Source organism: Pseudoxanthomonas sp. Soil82, assembly GCF_040446535.1.
In the GTDB taxonomy this organism is placed as follows: domain Bacteria; phylum Pseudomonadota; class Gammaproteobacteria; order Xanthomonadales; family Xanthomonadaceae; genus Pseudoxanthomonas; species Pseudoxanthomonas kaohsiungensis.
Genome location: NZ_JBEAAK010000003.1, coordinates 509,631 through 525,537, shown reverse-complemented (window position 1 = coordinate 525,537; position 15,907 = coordinate 509,631). Strand labels below are relative to the sequence as shown.

Annotated in this window: 11 protein-coding genes; 4 read left to right on the top strand and 7 right to left on the bottom strand. The window is 70.1% G+C overall.

The genetic code is table 11. The features are described 5' to 3' along the window. Positions 1-146 precede the first annotated feature (146 nt). Positions 147-1,748, top strand: a complete 1,602-nt coding sequence (locus ABKA19_RS11335) for a phytoene desaturase family protein (protein ID WP_353688976.1) — start codon at positions 147-149, stop codon at positions 1,746-1,748. A 590-nt stretch (positions 1,749-2,338) separates the two neighbouring features. Here ABKA19_RS11335 and ABKA19_RS11330 read toward each other — a convergent pair. From ABKA19_RS11330 to ABKA19_RS11305, 6 genes are all read right to left on the bottom strand, one after another. Then, positions 2,339-5,938, bottom strand: a complete 3,600-nt coding sequence (locus tag ABKA19_RS11330) for an ABC transporter permease/M1 family aminopeptidase (protein ID WP_353688975.1) — start codon at positions 5,936-5,938, stop codon at positions 2,339-2,341. 1 nt (position 5,939) lies between these two features. Further along, complete coding sequence (locus ABKA19_RS11325; RefSeq protein ID WP_162377959.1) at positions 5,940-6,836, bottom strand: ABC transporter ATP-binding protein; 897 nt, start codon at positions 6,834-6,836, stop codon at positions 5,940-5,942. A 135-nt stretch (positions 6,837-6,971) separates the two neighbouring features. Then, positions 6,972-8,042, bottom strand: coding sequence for a serine hydrolase domain-containing protein (locus tag ABKA19_RS11320; protein WP_353688974.1), 1,071 nt, complete (start codon positions 8,040-8,042; stop codon positions 6,972-6,974). Between the two features lie 40 nt (positions 8,043-8,082). Then, positions 8,083-9,948 (bottom strand): DUF885 domain-containing protein, encoded by a 1,866-nt coding sequence (locus tag ABKA19_RS11315; RefSeq protein ID WP_502945770.1) that lies wholly within the window; start codon positions 9,946-9,948, stop codon positions 8,083-8,085. A gap of 79 nt (positions 9,949-10,027) precedes the next feature. Beyond that, positions 10,028-10,798 carry a queuosine precursor transporter gene (locus ABKA19_RS11310; protein WP_353689013.1) on the bottom strand — a complete coding sequence of 257 codons (771 nt, stop codon included), beginning with the start codon at positions 10,796-10,798 and terminating at the stop codon, positions 10,028-10,030. 75 nt (positions 10,799-10,873) lie between these two features. After that, a complete protein-coding gene (locus tag ABKA19_RS11305; RefSeq protein WP_162377962.1) occupies positions 10,874-11,548 on the bottom strand; it encodes a DUF502 domain-containing protein in 675 nt (224 codons plus the stop codon). Between the two features lie 65 nt (positions 11,549-11,613). Between ABKA19_RS11305 and ABKA19_RS11300 the strand changes: the two genes are divergently transcribed. Next, the gene (locus ABKA19_RS11300) at positions 11,614-13,002 is read left to right on the top strand and encodes a hypothetical protein (protein ID WP_353688973.1); all 1,389 of its coding nucleotides are present in this window, start codon (positions 11,614-11,616) and stop codon (positions 13,000-13,002) included. On the opposite strand, the gene ABKA19_RS11295 is transcribed toward ABKA19_RS11300, so the two are convergent. Next, positions 12,978-13,457 (bottom strand): DUF4442 domain-containing protein, encoded by a 480-nt coding sequence (locus tag ABKA19_RS11295; RefSeq protein ID WP_162377964.1) that lies wholly within the window; start codon positions 13,455-13,457, stop codon positions 12,978-12,980. The two genes, ABKA19_RS11300 and ABKA19_RS11295, sit on opposite strands and share 25 nt — an antisense overlap. A 147-nt stretch (positions 13,458-13,604) precedes the next feature. Between ABKA19_RS11295 and accD the strand changes: the two genes are divergently transcribed. Further along, on the top strand, positions 13,605-14,498 hold the full coding sequence (accD, locus tag ABKA19_RS11290; protein WP_353688972.1) for an acetyl-CoA carboxylase, carboxyltransferase subunit beta: 894 nt from the start codon (positions 13,605-13,607) through the stop codon (positions 14,496-14,498). Then, positions 14,495-15,853 (top strand): phosphoglucosamine mutase, encoded by a 1,359-nt coding sequence (gene glmM, locus ABKA19_RS11285; protein WP_162377966.1) that lies wholly within the window; start codon positions 14,495-14,497, stop codon positions 15,851-15,853. The genes accD and glmM overlap by 4 nt, the downstream gene beginning before the upstream one ends. Positions 15,854-15,907: the final 54 nt, after the last annotated feature.

The following is a 15,907-nucleotide window of genomic DNA, read 5'->3' as shown; positions in this document are numbered from 1 at the left end:
CGGCGCGCCCGCCCGCTGCGCCCCGTCGGCGCGCATGCGATCGCCGCCGGAACGGCAGACGCTATCCGCGGCATTGCGACCATCGCTTCCCCCGATCGCCAGCCCCCCTGCGCGGCCAGTATAGGCGCAGTGGTATACCTGTGCCGATGACGAACCCTGCAAGAATCCGCGATGCCGTGCTGGTCGGCGGCGGCCACAACGGCCTGGTCTGCGCCACCTACCTGGCCCGCGCCGGGCTCGACGTCACCGTGCTCGAGCGCCGGCCGGTGGTCGGCGGCGCGGCGGTGACCGAGGAGTTCCACCCCGGCTTCCGCAACTCGGTGGCCTCGTACACGGTTTCGCTCCTGCAGCCCAGGGTCATCGCCGACCTGGACCTGCACGGCCATGGCCTGCGCGTGGTGCAGCGGCGGCGCAACAACTTCCTGCCGCTGCCCGAGGGCGGCTACCTGCTGACCGGCGGCGGCCAGACCGCGGCGGAGGTGGCGAAGTTCTCGCGCCGCGACGCCGAGGCGCTGCCGGCCTACGAGGCGCGCCTGGACGCGATCGCCGACGTGCTGCGCGCGCTGGCGCTGCAACCGCCGCCCAACGTCACCGACGGCGGCTGGTGGAAGGCGTTGCCGGAGCTGTTGCGTGGCGCCCGGCTCGGCAGGCGCCTGCACGCGCTGGATGAAACGCTGCGCCAGGAACTGCTGGACCTGTTCTCGATCTCGGCGGCCGAGTACCTGGGCCGCTGGTTCGAGAGCGCGCCGATCAAGGCGCTGTTCGGCTTCGACGGCATCGTCGGCAACTTCGCCAGCCCCTACGCGCCCGGTTCGGCTTATGTGCTGCTGCACCACGTGTTCGGCGAGGTCAACGGGGTCAAGGGCGCGTGGGGCCATGCGATCGGCGGCATGGGCGCGATCACCCAGGCGATGGCGCGCGCCGCCACTGCCGCCGGGGTGGAGATCCGCACCGCTGCGGGGGTACGCGAAGTACAGGTCGAGGGCGGCCGCGCCACCGGCGTGGTCACCGACTCGGGCGAGGTCCTGCGCGCCCGCGCGGTCGTGGCCAACGTCAATCCGAAGTTGCTGTACCAGCGCCTGCTGCCCGCGGCGGCAGTGCCGGTGGCCACCGCGGAGCGCATGCGCCACTGGCGCTGCGGCTCGGGCACCTTCCGCATGAACGTGGCGCTGTCGCGGCTGCCCGACTTCTCCGTGCTGCCCGGCGAGGGCGACCACCTCACCGCGGGGATCATCATCGCGCCCTCGCTGGACTACATGGACCGGGCCTGGCGCGATGCGCACGACCATGGCTGGTCGCGCGAGCCGATCGTGGAGATGCTGATTCCCTCGACCCTGGACGATTCGCTGGCGCCGCCGGGCATGCACGTGGCCAGCCTGTTCTGCCAGCACGTGGCGCCGGAGCTTCCCGGCGGGCGCAGCTGGGACGACCATCGCGAGGAGGTGGCGGACCTGATGATCGCCACGGTCGACCGCCATGCGCCGGGCTTCGCTGCCTCGGTGCTGGGGCGGCAGGTGCTCAGTCCGCTGGACCTGGAGCGGGTGTTCGGCCTGGTCGGTGGCGACATCTTCCACGGCGCGCTGAGCCTGAACCAGCTGTTCTCGGCGCGGCCGATGCTGGGGCAGGCCGGGTATCGAGGGGCGATCCCGGGGCTGTACCTGTGCGGCTCGGGGACGCATCCGGGAGGCGGTGTCACCGGTGCGCCGGGGCACAACGCGGCGCAGGTGCTGATCTCGGATCTTCGCTGATGGTGGGCGTCCGTTGCGTTGCGCTGCGCTGCGGATGCGGAAAGGCCTGGCCGGACGGAAGGGGCACTCGGCTTCGGGAGGGGCCGCCGCCCGACAGGGGCATGGCGCATCCCTCGACCGGACGTCCTGTCCGGACTCGGGTCGTGGCACATCCATGTGCCACTTGCGCCATACCCCTGTCGGACGGCGTCCTCGGGAGTTTTGAGGCTTCTGCTTCGTTCGATAGGCTCGAGCGGAAGCGCGGTGGCCGGATGCCTGTTCCCATTCCGAGGTGGCCTGGCGAGCTCGGATCGTTACGCGTTGGCACCTGTCCGGGCATCGGCTCGATTGCCCGGCCAGCAGGCATTGCAGGCAGCGACTAAGAGCGGAGCTGCGACCGGATCGTCGCGACAGGACGCGGCGGGCAGTGGGTCTCGCGGCAGCGGACAGGGATGTCAGCGTCGGCGCGTCGGCACATGGATGTGCCGCCGTGCCGACCGCGAGGCCCGCTGCCTGCCGCGGCCCAGCCCGAAGCTGTTGGTCTAGCGGTTTCCCGTCGCCGCCGTCGCTGGCGGCGCAAAAAGGAAGAAAGCGGGCGGCAAGGCCGGCTCCTACTGGAGCACGGCCTTCTTGCGGTTGTCGCCGGAATTGCGGTCGATGAGCTTGTTGTAGGGGTCGATGCCGGCCTCGAAGGGCAGTTCGTCGACCACCAGTTCCAGGGTGGTCTCGGCCTGGGTGATCCGGTGCTTCTGCAGGTACAGCACCTTCTCGTCCGATTCCTTGCCGCCCTCGGGTCGCGCGAACACGCCGATGTCCACCATCACGTCGACCGGCTCGTCGGTCTCCTTGCCCTTGCCGTCGGTGGACACCTTCTCCGCGTGCACTTCCAGCGCGACCACGTACTTGCCGTCCTCGCGCCTGCGCACGTCGGCGCGCGTGGCGCGGTGGTTCCAGAACACGATCCGCTCGAACAGGTCGCGGATGAACGGGTGGTGCTCCGGCGCGGTGCGCGCATAGAGCAGGTCGAGGAAGTCGCGGGTGGTCGGGTAGGGCGGCCCCTTGAATCCCCACTGGCGCACGAATTCCGACAGCACCGCGTTGAGCTGCTCCTCGCCGATGGCGTCGCGCAGGGCGTAGAACACCACCGAGCCCTTCTGGTAGTGGATGTACTGCTGGTTCTCGTTGAGCGCCAGCGGCAGTTCCTCGACCCGTTCGGTCGCCCGGCTCATCAGGTAGCGGTCCAGTTCGTACTTGAGGAACCGCCGCATCTGCCGCGGGCCGTACTCTTCCTCCATCACCATCAGCGCCGAATACTGGGCCAGCGATTCGGACAGCATGGTCGCGCCCTGCACGTTGGCGCCGATGACCTGGTGCGCCCACCACTGGTGCGCGGCCTCGTGCGCGGTGACGTAGAACACGTAGTCGATGTCCTCCCGGTCGCGCAGGTCGGCGATGAAGCCGATCGATTCGGAGTACGGAATCGTGCCGGCGAAGGCCTGGGCGAACTGCTGGTAACCGGGGAACTCCAGGATCCGGAACTGGCGGAACTGATAGGGCGAGAAGTGCCGGGTGTAGTAGTCCAGCGACTTCTTGGTCGACTCGATCATCCTCGGCACGTTCCAGGCGTGCGCGGGATGGTGGTAGACCTCGATCGCCACGTCGTTCCAGCGGTCGCGCGCGACCTGCCAGTCCGCCGACAGCCAGGAGAAGAACGGCAGCAGCTGCGCCTCGGACTTGTAGTGGTAGTAGCGGCGGCCGTCCTGCTCCCACTCGCGCTGCAGGTAGCCTGGGGCCAGCGCGACCTGGCCGCTGCTGGTGGACACGGTGGTCTCGAAGTCGACCCAGTCGCCGGTGGTGGTGAGGTAGTTGGAACCGCGCGCGGCCGCGTCGCCGATCGGGTTCATCCGCGGCAGCACCGGCAGGTCGTGCTTGCGCCGGTCGTTGCGGTCCTGCAGCTGGCGCCGTTCGTCGTAGCCCAGTTGCGGCAGGGCGGCGTAGTTGTTGAAGAACGTGCCGTTGTAGACCACCGAAGTACCGCCGCCGTTCATCGGGAAGCCGTGCGGGACGCTGGACAGTTCGAACTCGAAGTCCAGCGAGGCGCCCGGTGCCAGCGGCGTGGCGAGCCGGTAGATCGCGTAGCCGGCGACGTCGTCCTTCTTCACCACCGTGTGCGGCCCGAACTCGAGCCTGCGCATCTCCACGTCGGGGTTGGTCGCGACATGCAGTTCCGCGATCGGTGCGCCGCTGCGGTTCTCGAGCCGGTAGGCGCCGCGGATGTCGACCCGGCGCTCTTCGGGGAAGATGTCCACGTCGGCGCGGATCGAGGCGATCCGCGGCTGCGGCAGGTCCTTGTACTGGCGGTAGTCCTTCTCGTACTGCGCCGCGCGCTCCTCGGCCAGGTCGCCGGGCACGTAGTCGTTGAGCACGTTGGTGTTGTAGAAGATCCAGCCGCCCAGCCCCGCGAACAGCAGCAGCGACGCGGCCAGCGCCGCCAGCGCCGGGCCGCGCAGCCGGGCACGCGCCTGGCGCAGGCGGTCGCGCAGGCCCAGCGACGTGCCGCGTGGCCAGAACAGCAGGGCGACCACCAGCAGCGCGGCGGCGAAGGCGGCCCAGTAGCCGCGCAGCAGCAGGTGCGGTCCGATGAAGTGGCCGTAGCCGTTCATGTCCGAGTACGGGGCCGGCGTGGCCGCGGTATAGCGATAGAGCAGGTGGTCCAGGTCGAGCATGCCCATCGTCGCGCGGACGACCAGGTACACGATCATCAGCAGGTAGCCGATGAACTTGTTGCCGCTCACCGCCTGCAGGAAGACCGCCAGCGCCGCCATCAGCGCGAACGGGATCACCGCCAGGGCCAGGCCCTTGAGGTACAGCAGCGGTTCCAGCGCCATGTGGCCGTGCGCCACCTGCCAGCCGGCGGTGAACAGCGCGCCGGCGAACAGGAAGGCGGCGACCAGGCCGACCAGCGCGGTCATCTTCGAGGCCAGCGGAATCCAGTCGGGCAGGGCGTACGCATCCGTCGCCTCGGCCACGCGCAGGCTGCGCTCGCGCCAGACCAGCTCGCCCGCGTAGAAGGTGACGATGATGACCAGGAACAGGCTCATGCCACCGTCGATCGCCGACAGCATCCGCCGGGTCACCGGATACAGCTCGGTGCCGTACATGCTCGCGCCGAACTTGAGGACCGAGAAGATCATCAGCAGGCCCAGCACCAGCATCACCAGGAACGGCGCGCCGGTCAGGGCGCCGCGCAGGTCGAAGGTGGCCAGCTGGCGGTACTGGGTCCAGCGCGCCGAGGCATCCCGGCGCAGCGTCACCGCCGGCAGCGCCAGCGACGCGCCCACCGCCACGACACCCGGCAGCGCGGCATCGGCATCGGCCGGGCTGGCCTTGCGCCGGCGCCGGATGACGATGCCCTCGCGATCGGCGCGGAACAGGCCGAACGCGGCCCACATCAGCAGCGCGGTCACGCCCAGCCACAGGGCGCGATTGCCCAGCAGCAGCCCGGTGAGCGCCGGCAGTTGCTGGTTGTACTGGGCGCTGGACCAGTAGCGGATGTGCTCACCCACCGCCGTGGTGCCCGAGGGATCGAGCAGCGCGCCGATCCAGCGCGAATCGAGGTCCTGGGTCAGGAAGCCGGCCACCGTCCACAGCACGAAGAACGCGATCACGCCGATGTAGGTGTAGAGCATCGAGCGGGTCAGCGTCGCCAGCAGGAACAGCAGCGCCGACAGGAACAGCAGGTTCGGCAGCACCAGCACGGCGAATGCCCAGGCGTAGGCGCTCCACGGCGTCGGTCCGAGCCGGGCCTGGTCCAGCCAGGGCATCAGGCTGCCCAGCCACAGGCCCAATGCGGTGGCCAGCATGATCGCCAGGCTGGCCATGAAGCCGCCGCCGAAGCGGCCGAGCAGGTAGTCGCGCTTGCGGAGTGGAGTTGCGAAGAACAGCTCGGCGGTGCGCTGCTCGAAATCGCGCAGGGCGATGCCGGCCACGAAGATCGTGGTCAGCAGCACCGACAGCACGCTGAAGCTGCCCAGCAGGGAGATCACCACCGCCGGGGCGTTGCGCAGGATGTTGCCGACGCCGCCGCCGAAGCTGACGTTGTCCGAGGCCATGCTGCCGAAGGCGAGCAGGCCGAACACCAGCATGACGATCCAGAACACGCCGTTGCGCAGCAGCAGGCGGCGCTCGAAGGAAAGCAGGTGGCGCAACATGTCAGGCCCCCTGCGCCGGGGCGGCGGCCAGCGCGACCTTGCGCAGCTCGCCGAAGTACACGTCCTCCAGGTTGGCCGGTACCGCGGCGAAACCTTCGCCCGGGTCGGCATCGGCCAGCACGTGCACCACCGGCTGGCCCCCGACCAGGCGGGTGGACAGCACGGCCTGTGACTCCACCAGGCCGGGCAGCTCGGCCTTGTCCACGCGCTTGCGCCAGATCCGGCCGTCCAGCGAGCGGATCGCCTCGCGCGGCTCGCCGGCCAGCCGCACCTGGCCGGAAGCGATGATCGCCATGCGCGGGCACAGGTCGGTCACGTCCTCGACGATGTGGGTGGACAGGATCACCACGGTGTTCTCGCCGATCTCGGCCAGCAGGTTGAGGAAGCGGTTGCGCTCCTCCGGATCCAGGCCGGCGGTGGGCTCGTCGACGATGATCAGCGACGGCTGGCCGATCAGCGCCTGGGCGATGCCGAAGCGCTGGCGCATGCCGCCGGAGAAGGTGCCCAGCTTGCGCTTGCGCACGTTCCACAGGTTCACCTGCTGCAGCAGCGCCTGGACCAGGTCCTTGCGCTCCTTGCGCGCAGTCACGCCCTTGAGCACGGCGAAGTGGTCGAGCATGGCTTCGGCGGACACCTTGGGGTACACGCCGAATTCCTGGGGCAGGTAGCCGAGCCGGCGCCGCGCTTCGGTCTTGTCCTTCAGCACGTCGAGCCCGTCCAGCGAGATGCTGCCGCTGTCGGCGTCCTGCAGCGTGGCGATGGTCCGCATGAGCGTGGATTTGCCGGCGCCGTTGGGGCCGAGCAGGCCGAACATGCCGCGCGGGATGTCCAGGTTGACGTCCTTGAGTGCCTGCACGCCGTTGGCGTAGGTCTTGGACAGCGAGCGGATCTCGAGCATGCGGTACATCCTCCATTGATGTCGGCCGGATCCTGCCGGGTCCGGCACGGGTCGGCTATTGGTGGAAAGTCATGGCCTGAGAACGGTCCGCCCGGCAAGGCGGCTGGCGATGGGGCGGGAGGGTGCGGAACCGCCTCACGGCGCTTGCCCCGGCCGGAACAGGCGGGCGATGGCCTGCGCCAGCGCGTAGGGCTCCGGGTCGTCGCGGTTGGTGAGGACGATGACGGTCAGGCGCTCGCGCGGCCAGCGCAGGATCACGTTGCGGAAGCCGATGCTTTCGCCGCTGTGCCAGTTGCTGTCGCCGTCGAGCCGCCAGCCGAATCCATAGTGCGGCACGCCGGGCTCGTCGGTGGCCGTGGCCGGCGCGAACATCAGCGCCAGCGAATCGGGCCGCAGCAGGCGGTCGTCGTACAGCGCCGCATCCCACCGGGCCAGGTCGTCGATCGACGAGTAGATGCCGCCGTCGCCGAGCACGGCGCTGGTCTGGCTCTGATCGGTGCGGATCCAGCGCCCGTCGATCCGGCTGTAGCCCCAGGCGCGATGGGCGACGGTGTCCTGGCCTTCGCGGTGGGCGACGGTGTCGGCCATGCCGAGCGGCCGGAAGATGCGCGCGCCGAGGAAGCGGGCGAAGTCCATCCCGGAGGCGCGTTCCACCACCAGTGCCAGCAGGGCATAGCCGCTGTTGCTGTAGCGGTAGCCGCTGCCGGGCGGAAAATAGGTCCGATCCTGGCCGGCCAGGATCGAGAGCACGTCGGCGTCGTGCAACTGGCCTTCGAAACCATCCGCTATGTGGTCCTCGTAGTCGACCAGGCCGGAGGTGTGGCTGAGCAGCTGGCGCAGGGTCACCGCCTCGGTGGCCGCCGGCAGTTCGGGCAACCAGCGACGTACCGGATCGTCGATCGACAGGAGGCCGTCCTCGGCCAGCAGCAGGATCGCCGCCGCGGTGAACTGCTTGGTGATCGATGCCAGGCGGTAGTTGGTCCGCGGCCCGGCCTCGATGCCCTGTTCCAGGTCGGACAGGCCATGGCCGCGGCGCACCACGGCCTGCCCGTCGTGCAGCACCAGCACCGATGCGCCGGGCACGTCGCCGTCGTAGTCGCGCAGCAGCGCATCGACGGCCGCGGCCGCGCCGGCGTGCGCGCCGGGCGCGGACGTGGGCGTGCCTGCGAGCACCGCGATGGTCAGGAACGGCAGGAAGCCGTGCATGCAATCCCCCTGGAGCGCGCCAGCGGCGCCGTCGTCGAGGTTAACCTGCCGCGGCCGCCGCCGCCGCTCCCTGCTGGCTCGCGATCCAGGCATCGAGCTTGGCCTCCAGCACGTCGAGCGGCACCGAGCCGTCCTTGAGCACCTCGGCGTGGAAGGCGCGCACGTCGAAACGCGGACCCAGCGCGGCCTGCGCCCTGCGCCGCAGTTCCATGATCTTGAGTTCACCGATCTTGTATGCCAGCGCCTGCCCGGGGATGGCCATGTAGCGCTCGGTCTCGGCGACCGCCTCGACCTGGCTGGTGGCCGAGTTGTCGAGCATGTACTTGATCACCTGTTCGCGTGTCCAGCCCTTGGCGTGCAGGCCGGTATCGACGACCAGGCGGATCGCGCGCCACAGCTCGTTCTGCAGGTAGCCGAAATAGGAGTACGGATCCTGGTAGAGGCCCAGGTCGCGGCCGAGCGACTCGGCGTACAGGCCCCAGCCTTCGGTGAACGCGGTCTCCCCGCCGAAGCGGCGGAACGCGGGCAGGCCTGCCAGTTCCTGCTGCAGCGCGAGCTGGAAGTGGTGGCCGGGGATGGCCTCGTGCAGGAACAGGTCTTCGGCGTCCCAGGTCTTGCGCGAGGGCAGGTCGTAGGTGTTGACGTAGAACACGCCCGGCCGGCTGCCGTCCTCGCTGGGCCGCATGTACGAGCCGCCGGCGGCCGACTGCGCGCGGTAGGGTTCCACCGGCCGGATCTCGAAGCCGGCCTTGGGCAGCAGCGAGAACTGCTGCGGCACCCTGGCCATCACCTTCGACTCCAGGCCGCGGTAGTAGGCCAGCAACGCGTCCTCGTTCCCGAACTGGAAGCGCGGATCCTGCTGCATGAAGCGGAAGAACTTCTGCATGTTGCCGCGGAACTTGACCTGCTTCATCACCTCGCGGATCTGGCCGTGGATTCGCGCGACCTCGTCCAGCCCGATCTGGTGGATCTGCTCTGGCGTCAGGTCGGTGGTGGTGCTCTGCCGGGCGTTGTAGGCGTACCAGGCCGCGCCATCGGGCAGGGCGGCCATGCCGGCGCTGGCGCGGGTGGCCGGCAGGTACCGGGTGGCGATGAAGCCGCGCAGGCGACGGTAGGACGGCAGCAGCCGGTTCTCGATCGTCCACTTGTACTCGGCAGCCAGGCGCTGGCGATCGGCGTCGGAGAACCCGGCCGGCATGTTCCGGACCGGGTTCCAGAACAGGGTCTCTTCCGCGGTCGGCTTGATCAGTGCATCCAGCTGCGGCAGCACCTTCTCCATCAGCGGGCGGGGCTGGACCACCCCGGCGGCCATGCCCTGCTCCATGTTGGCGATCGCCTGCTCGAACAGGGCCGGCACCTGGCCGGCGCGCTTGAGCCAGTTCTCGTAGTCCTTGACCGTTTGGAACGGCTGGGCGCTGGTGCCCGAACCGAGCATCGCCATCAGCGTGGCCGGATTGTTGAACTGGTTGACCGGCTGCATCCAGCCGGGGAAGCGCTCGCCCTCCAGCGCGTCGCGTGCATTGCGCACGAAGATCCGGTAGCTGAGCAGGTCCTGGCCTTCCAGGCCTTCCTCGCCGACCGCCTCGACCTTGGCCAGCCACTGTGCGGTGAAGTCGTGGCTCTGCTTGCGGAAGTCGGGCGAAAGGTAGTTGGGCAGCTGGTCGTTCCAGCGCGGGTCGCCCTGGAAAGTGGCCTGCAACGGGTTGATCGCGAGCGAGGCGTCCCAGTACTCGGCGTAGAGACGCTGCAGCTGCCCGGCCTTGGTCTCGGCACTCTTCGCCGGCGCAGCCTTGGCCGCCGCTGCCGGTCGCGCCTTCTTCTTCTTCGCCGCATCGGCCGGCGCGGGAGCCAGCAGGACGAAGGCGAGGGGCAAGGCGGCGAGCCAGCGCAGCGGGAACCGGGTCATGGGTGACTTCCGTGGACGTGAAGACACCGAGAGTGCCGCATCCAGCCGACGCAGGCCAGCGTGGCCGGTCACAGCAGCGTCAGCTTGCGGCCTGCTCGCGCAGTTCGCGCGCACGCGCGGCGCCCAGGTAGCGCGTGATCCAGCGGCGCATCAGGTACAGCAGCGGGATCAGGGCGATGGCCGCCAGCATCTTCCATGCGTAGTTGAGCGTGCTGACCGCCAGGAACAGCGAGGTCGGCCATTTCTGCGGCCCGAGCACGAACGCGATCCAGATCACCACGAAGCTGTCGACCAGCTGCGATACCGCGGTGGAGCCGGTGGCGCGAAGCCACACCCAGCGCTCGCCGGTGGCGCGGCGGATGCGGTGGAACACCACCACGTCGATCATCTGCCCCAGCAGGAAGGCGACCATCGAACCGGCGATGGTCCACAGTCCCTGGCCGAACACCACCGCGAATGCCGCCTGGTAGTCCGGCACGCCCTGCGCCTGCGCCGCGCCGCGCCACCAGCCGGCCGGCGCCAGCTCGATCGCGGCGAAGGCGAACAGGAAGCCGTAGGCGATCAACCCTACCGCCAGCCAGGAGATGAACCTCACCCCGCGCCGGCCGAAGAACTCGTTGATGGTGTCGGTCATGATGAACACCACCGGCCACAGCAGGGTGCCGGCGGTGAAATTCAGCGACCCGCTCTGGCCGAACAGGTTCCACTCCAGCGGCGCCACCCCCAGGGTGTCCTCGAGGGCGAAGATCTTGACCCCGATGAACTCCGCCAGCGCCGCGTTGACGCAGAAGAACGCGGCGAGGCCGATGTACAGCCGGACCGCGCGGTCGTCGAGCAGGCGCGCGGCCATGGTGGTGGGCGCGGCCGCCGTGGCATCCGGTGCGGGTGCGGTGGTCATGGCCGTGGGCAGCGGGGCGAGCCCGCCCTACCGCTCGCCCGCGCGGGTGAAGGGCATGGTTTCCGGGGCCACCGCGCCACCGGAGATGATGAAGCCCATGGCCTGGTCGACGGTCCAGTCGGTCGGCGTCAGCAGTTCCACCGGCACCACCTCCAGGTAGCCGGACGTCGGGTTGGGCGTGGTCGGCACGTAGACCGCGGCCAGTTCGCGGCCGGTGCCTTCCTCCTTCAGCACGCGGGTGACCAGGCCGATGGCCTTCATTTCCCGGTGCGGGAAGTCGACCAGGACCACGCGCTGGGTGCTGCCGGGCTTGGTCTGCAGGATGTCCAGCAGCTTGCGCACGCTGGTGTAGACCAGGTTGGCCAGGGGTACCCGGGCCATGACCGCCTCGAACCAGACCAGCAGGCGCTGGCCGACCATGCGTCGCGCCAGCACGCCCACGCCCAGGATCACCAGCACGGTGGCGGCCATGGCGATGGTGTTCTGCACCCACAGTGCCTTGCCCCAGCCCATGTAGTCGGGGAAGGAATCGGCGATGTTTTCCGACAGCGGCACCACCCATGGCGCGCTGATGCTCGACAGCATGACGAAGACGAACTTGATCACGACCCAGGTCAGCCAGATCGGCAGCAGGGTCAGCAGGCCGGTGAAGAACAGCCCTTGCAGCGAGGCGCGCTGCGGCGCGTGGGGGTCGGGGGACATGGCGCGATTGTAGCGCCGGCGGCGGTTATGCTGCGGGCCGGCGGGGAGCGCCGAAAGGGGGAAGCATGGTCCGGATCCTGAAGTGGCTGGCCGCGGGCGTCGTCGCCCTGGCCATGTTCGTGCTGGCGGTGTATGCGCTTTCGCGGGCGATGGGTCCTACCCGGGCCGAGTCCGCGGCGCTGGCGCTGGTCGATGCGCCGCCGCAGCTTCCGGACGGGCGCGACGGCTTCGCAGCGCTCTACAGCGTCGGCCACGACGTTCCCGCATCCGACCAGGCGCGCGTGCTGGCCGAAGACGTGCGGCGTTTCGCCGCCTCTCCGCCGCTGTCGATGGAGGAAGGTGCCACCGCGCCGGGCTGGCGCAGCGTACTGGACGATTGGCCGCGGCTGGACCCGCCGCAGGCGGGCGTTCCGCCATGGTGCCCGCTGCGCGAGCCAGGCTGCATCGAGCGGGTGCGCGCGGCGCCCGAGGCCTACGCTGGCCTGATCGAACGCCATGCGGTCCAGCTCGAGCGCTCCTCGGCGCTGGCCGGGTACGACTATTTCCGCAACCCGTTCGCGGCGCGCCTGGACATGCCGATCCCGGCCTACCAGTCGCTCACCCACCTGCCCACGCGCAACGCCTGGCGCTTCGCCCGCGGCGAGCTGGACGCAGCGCTTGCCGGTACCTGCGACGGCGTGGCGCTGGGCCGGCGCATGATCGAGTCGGGCGATTCGCTGATCGCCAGCATGATCGGCGCGGCCCTGGTCCAGGGCCACGCGACCTTGCTGGCCGAGATGCTGGCCGAACTGCCACGCCAGCATCCGCTGCCGGCGCAATGCTCCGAGGCCGTGGCGCGCCCGCTGGCGCTGGAGCAGGGCGTGTGTCGCGTCATGCTGGGCGAGGGGCGTTTTTCCATCGGCGGCATGCGTACCCAGGTCACCGGGCAGATCGCCGCGGAGGCGTCCGGCCACGACGTGCCCGCCTGGGGCACGCGCCTGCTGTTCGATCCCGAACGCACCGCCGCGCGGATGGCGCCGACCTTCGCCTGGTACTGCGGCGACCAGGCCCGCGCGCTGGTCGCCGCGGACCGGCCACTGGCGGACCAGACGCCGCCGCCTTCGCTGTGGTCGCTGCGCTGCGCCTCCAACCCGGTCGGGTGCATCCTCGCGGACATCGCCCAGCCCGCCTATGCGGATTACGGCGTGCGCCTGCAGGACGCCGGCGCGCGCCTGCGGACCACGGCGGCGCTGCTGTGGCTGCGCGGGCTCGACGGGCCGATCGACGAGGCCGCGCTGGCGCGGGCGCCGGCACCGCTGCGCAGCCCGGAGCGGCCGCTGCGGCTGGACCTGGCGACCGGCACCCTCGGCACGGCGCTGTACGAGAAGCCCCGGTCCGGAACCCACGGCCACGACGGCACCTGGTCGGTGCCGCTGCCGGGCAGTCGGCTTCAATCGGCTGGCGTGTCGCCCTGAGCGGGTCGGCGGTCCGGCTTGCGGCGCACGTAGACCTGCTTGCGTACCCGGGCGACGACCTCGCCGCCGGCATCGACGACCTCGTTCTCGAACCAGTGCAGGTATTTGGCGCCGCCCGCCGTGGCCTGGCGGATCTCCGCCAGGACCGCGTCGTCGATGTCGAAGCGGGCGGATACCGTGCCGCGGCCGGGCTTGAGGAAGTCGATCGCGCCGGACTGGTCCCAGACGTAGTACTCCCGGCCCAGCAACCGCATCAGCAGCAGCATCCAGAACGGGTCGGTCATCGCGAACAGGCTGCCGCCGAAGTGGGTGCCCACGTAGTTGCGGTTCCACGGTCGCATCCTCAGCTCGACCCGCGCGTGCCGCCAGTCCGGCGAGATCGCCGCCACGTGGATGCCGGCGAACAGGAAAGGCGGCCACAGGTTCATGCCGTGGCGCAGGATCGAAGGCTTCATCACGGGACGACGGGGCGGAGGGCGTGCGAGCGTACCATACGAGCCAGTACGGATGCGGTCGCGGCAGGCACCGGCGCGGGGCGCGTGAGCTAGACTGTCGCCCTTTTCCGGCCGGCGACGGCCCCTGAACGGAACACACCCTTTCGAATGAGCTGGCTCAGCAAATTGATGCCCTCCGGCATCCGCACCGACAACGCCGCCAACCGCAAGCGCTCCGTGCCCGAAGGCTTGTGGGAGAAGTGCGACCGCTGCGGCGCGGTGCTGTACCGGCCGGAGCTGGAGGAGAACCTGGAGGTCTGCCCGAAGTGCGACTTCCACATGCCGATCCGGGCCCGCGCCCGCCTGGCCTCGCTGTTCGACCCGGGCAGCACCACCGAGATCGCCGCGACCCTGGCGCCGACCGACGTGCTCAAGTTCAAGGATTCCAAGCGCTACGCCGAGCGGATCAAGTCCACCCAGAAGGCCACCGGCGAGTACGACGCGCTGGTGGCGATGCAGGGCCTGCTCAAGGGCCGGCCGCTGGTCGCCAGCTCGTTCGACTTCGCCTACATGGGCGGCTCGATGGGCTCGGTGGTGGGCGAGAAGTTCACCCTGGCCGCGGAGAAGGCGCTGGAGATCGGCTCCCCGTTCGTCAATTTCTCCGCCAGCGGCGGCGCGCGCATGCAGGAGAGCCTGTTCTCGCTGATGCAGATGGCCAAGACCTCCGCGGCGCTGGGCAAGCTGCGCGCGGCCGGGCTGCCGTACATCTCGGTGCTGACCCATCCGACCACCGGCGGCGTCTCGGCCTCGTTCGCGATGCTCGGCGACCTGAACATCGCCGAGCCCGAGGCGCTGATCGGCTTCGCCGGCCCGCGGGTGATCGAGCAGACCGTGCGCGAGAAGCTTCCCGAGGGCTTCCAGCGTTCGGAATTCCTGCTCGAGCACGGCGCCATCGACCAGATCTGCGATCGCCGCGAACTGCGCGACCGCCTGGCAGGGCTGCTGGCGATGATGATGCGCCAGCCGCAGCCGGAAGACAGCGACACCCTGGACGCGGCATGAGCAGTGCGCGCCGCTACTTCGGTACCGACGGCATTCGCGGCCGGGTCGGCGAGGGCGTGATCTCCGCCGACTTCGTCCTGCGCCTGGGCAACGCGCTGGGCCGCGTGCTGGCTGCGGGCCAGCCGGTCCGGCGCACGGTGGTGATCGGCAAGGACACCCGCATTTCCGGCTACATGTTCGAGGCGGCGCTGGAGGCCGGCCTGGTCGCCGCCGGTGTAGACGTGCAGCTGCTGGGGCCGATGCCGACCCCGGCGGTCGCATTCCTGACCCGCACCCTGGGCGCGGACGCCGGCATCGTCATCAGCGCCTCGCACAACCCGCACTACGACAACGGCATCAAGTTCTTCTCGGCCGAGGGCGAGAAGCTGGACGACGCCACCGAGCTGGCGATCGAGGCGGCGCTGGACGGCCAGTTCACCACCGTCGGCTCGGAGCAACTGGGCAAGGCGGTGCGCGCGCGCGACGCGGTCGGCCGCTACATCGAATTCTGCAAGGCGTCGGTGCCGCGCGGCTTCGACCTGCGCGGGCTGAAGGTCGTGATCGACTGCGCGCATGGCGCCACGTACCACATCGCTCCGCTGCTGTTCCGCGAGCTGGGCGCCGAGGTCACCGCGATCGGTGCTTCGCCGGACGGACTCAACATCAATGCCGGCGTCGGCTCGATGCATGTCGACAACCTCGCCGCCAAGGTGCGCGAAACCGGTGCCGACCTGGGCATCGCCTTCGACGGCGACGGCGACCGGGTGCTGATGGCCGACGATCTGGGCAACCCGGTCGACGGCGACGGCCTGCTGTACGTACTGGCGCGGGCCTGGCAGGCAAGCGGGCGCCTGCGCGGACCGGTGGTCGGCACGCTGATGACGAACTACGGACTGGAGAAGGCGCTGGCCCAGGCCGGCATCCCGTTCCAGCGGGCCAGGGTCGGCGACCGCTATGTCCACCAGGCGCTGGTCGAGAACGATGGCGTGCTCGGCGGCGAGGCCTCCGGCCACCTGCTGTGCCTGGACCGGGCCACCACCGGCGATGCGATCGTCAGCGCGTTGCAGGTGCTGGACGTGCTGCGGCGCAGTGGCCGCAGCCTGCGCGAGGCGCTGGACGGGCTGTCCGCGGTGCCGCAGAGGACCATCAACGTGCGCCTGGAAGGTGCCTCGGCCAAGGCCATTGTGGAAGCCGACGGCGTTCGCGGTGCGCTGGAGGGCGCGCAGGCGGCGGTGCAGGGCAGGGGACGTGCGTTCCTGCGTCCGTCCGGCACCGAGCCGGTGGTGCGGGTGACGGTGGAAGCCGACGACGCACTGCTGATGCAGGACACCCTGGACCGCCTGGCCGCCGCCGTGCGCGAGGCCGCGGCGGCCTGACCAGGCCGCCTGCGCAGGATCAAGGACACCCGAACCGCGGCGTGGTCGAATCGC

Coding starts and splice junctions, on each gene's coding strand:
- ABKA19_RS11335 (WP_353688976.1), top strand. CDS start 147: ATGACGAACCCTGCAAGAATCCGCGATGCCGTGCTGGTCGGCGGCGGC.
- ABKA19_RS11330 (WP_353688975.1), bottom strand. CDS start 5,938: ATGTTGCGCCACCTGCTTTCCTTCGAGCGCCGCCTGCTGCTGCGCAAC.
- ABKA19_RS11325 (WP_162377959.1), bottom strand. CDS start 6,836: ATGCTCGAGATCCGCTCGCTGTCCAAGACCTACGCCAACGGCGTGCAG.
- ABKA19_RS11320 (WP_353688974.1), bottom strand. CDS start 8,042: ATGCACGGCTTCCTGCCGTTCCTGACCATCGCGGTGCTCGCAGGCACG.
- ABKA19_RS11315 (WP_502945770.1), bottom strand. CDS start 9,948: ATGACCCGGTTCCCGCTGCGCTGGCTCGCCGCCTTGCCCCTCGCCTTC.
- ABKA19_RS11310 (WP_353689013.1), bottom strand. CDS start 10,798: ATGGCCGCGCGCCTGCTCGACGACCGCGCGGTCCGGCTGTACATCGGC.
- ABKA19_RS11305 (WP_162377962.1), bottom strand. CDS start 11,548: ATGTCCCCCGACCCCCACGCGCCGCAGCGCGCCTCGCTGCAAGGGCTG.
- ABKA19_RS11300 (WP_353688973.1), top strand. CDS start 11,614: ATGGTCCGGATCCTGAAGTGGCTGGCCGCGGGCGTCGTCGCCCTGGCC.
- ABKA19_RS11295 (WP_162377964.1), bottom strand. CDS start 13,457: ATGAAGCCTTCGATCCTGCGCCACGGCATGAACCTGTGGCCGCCTTTC.
- accD (WP_353688972.1), top strand. CDS start 13,605: ATGAGCTGGCTCAGCAAATTGATGCCCTCCGGCATCCGCACCGACAAC.
- glmM (WP_162377966.1), top strand. CDS start 14,495: ATGAGCAGTGCGCGCCGCTACTTCGGTACCGACGGCATTCGCGGCCGG.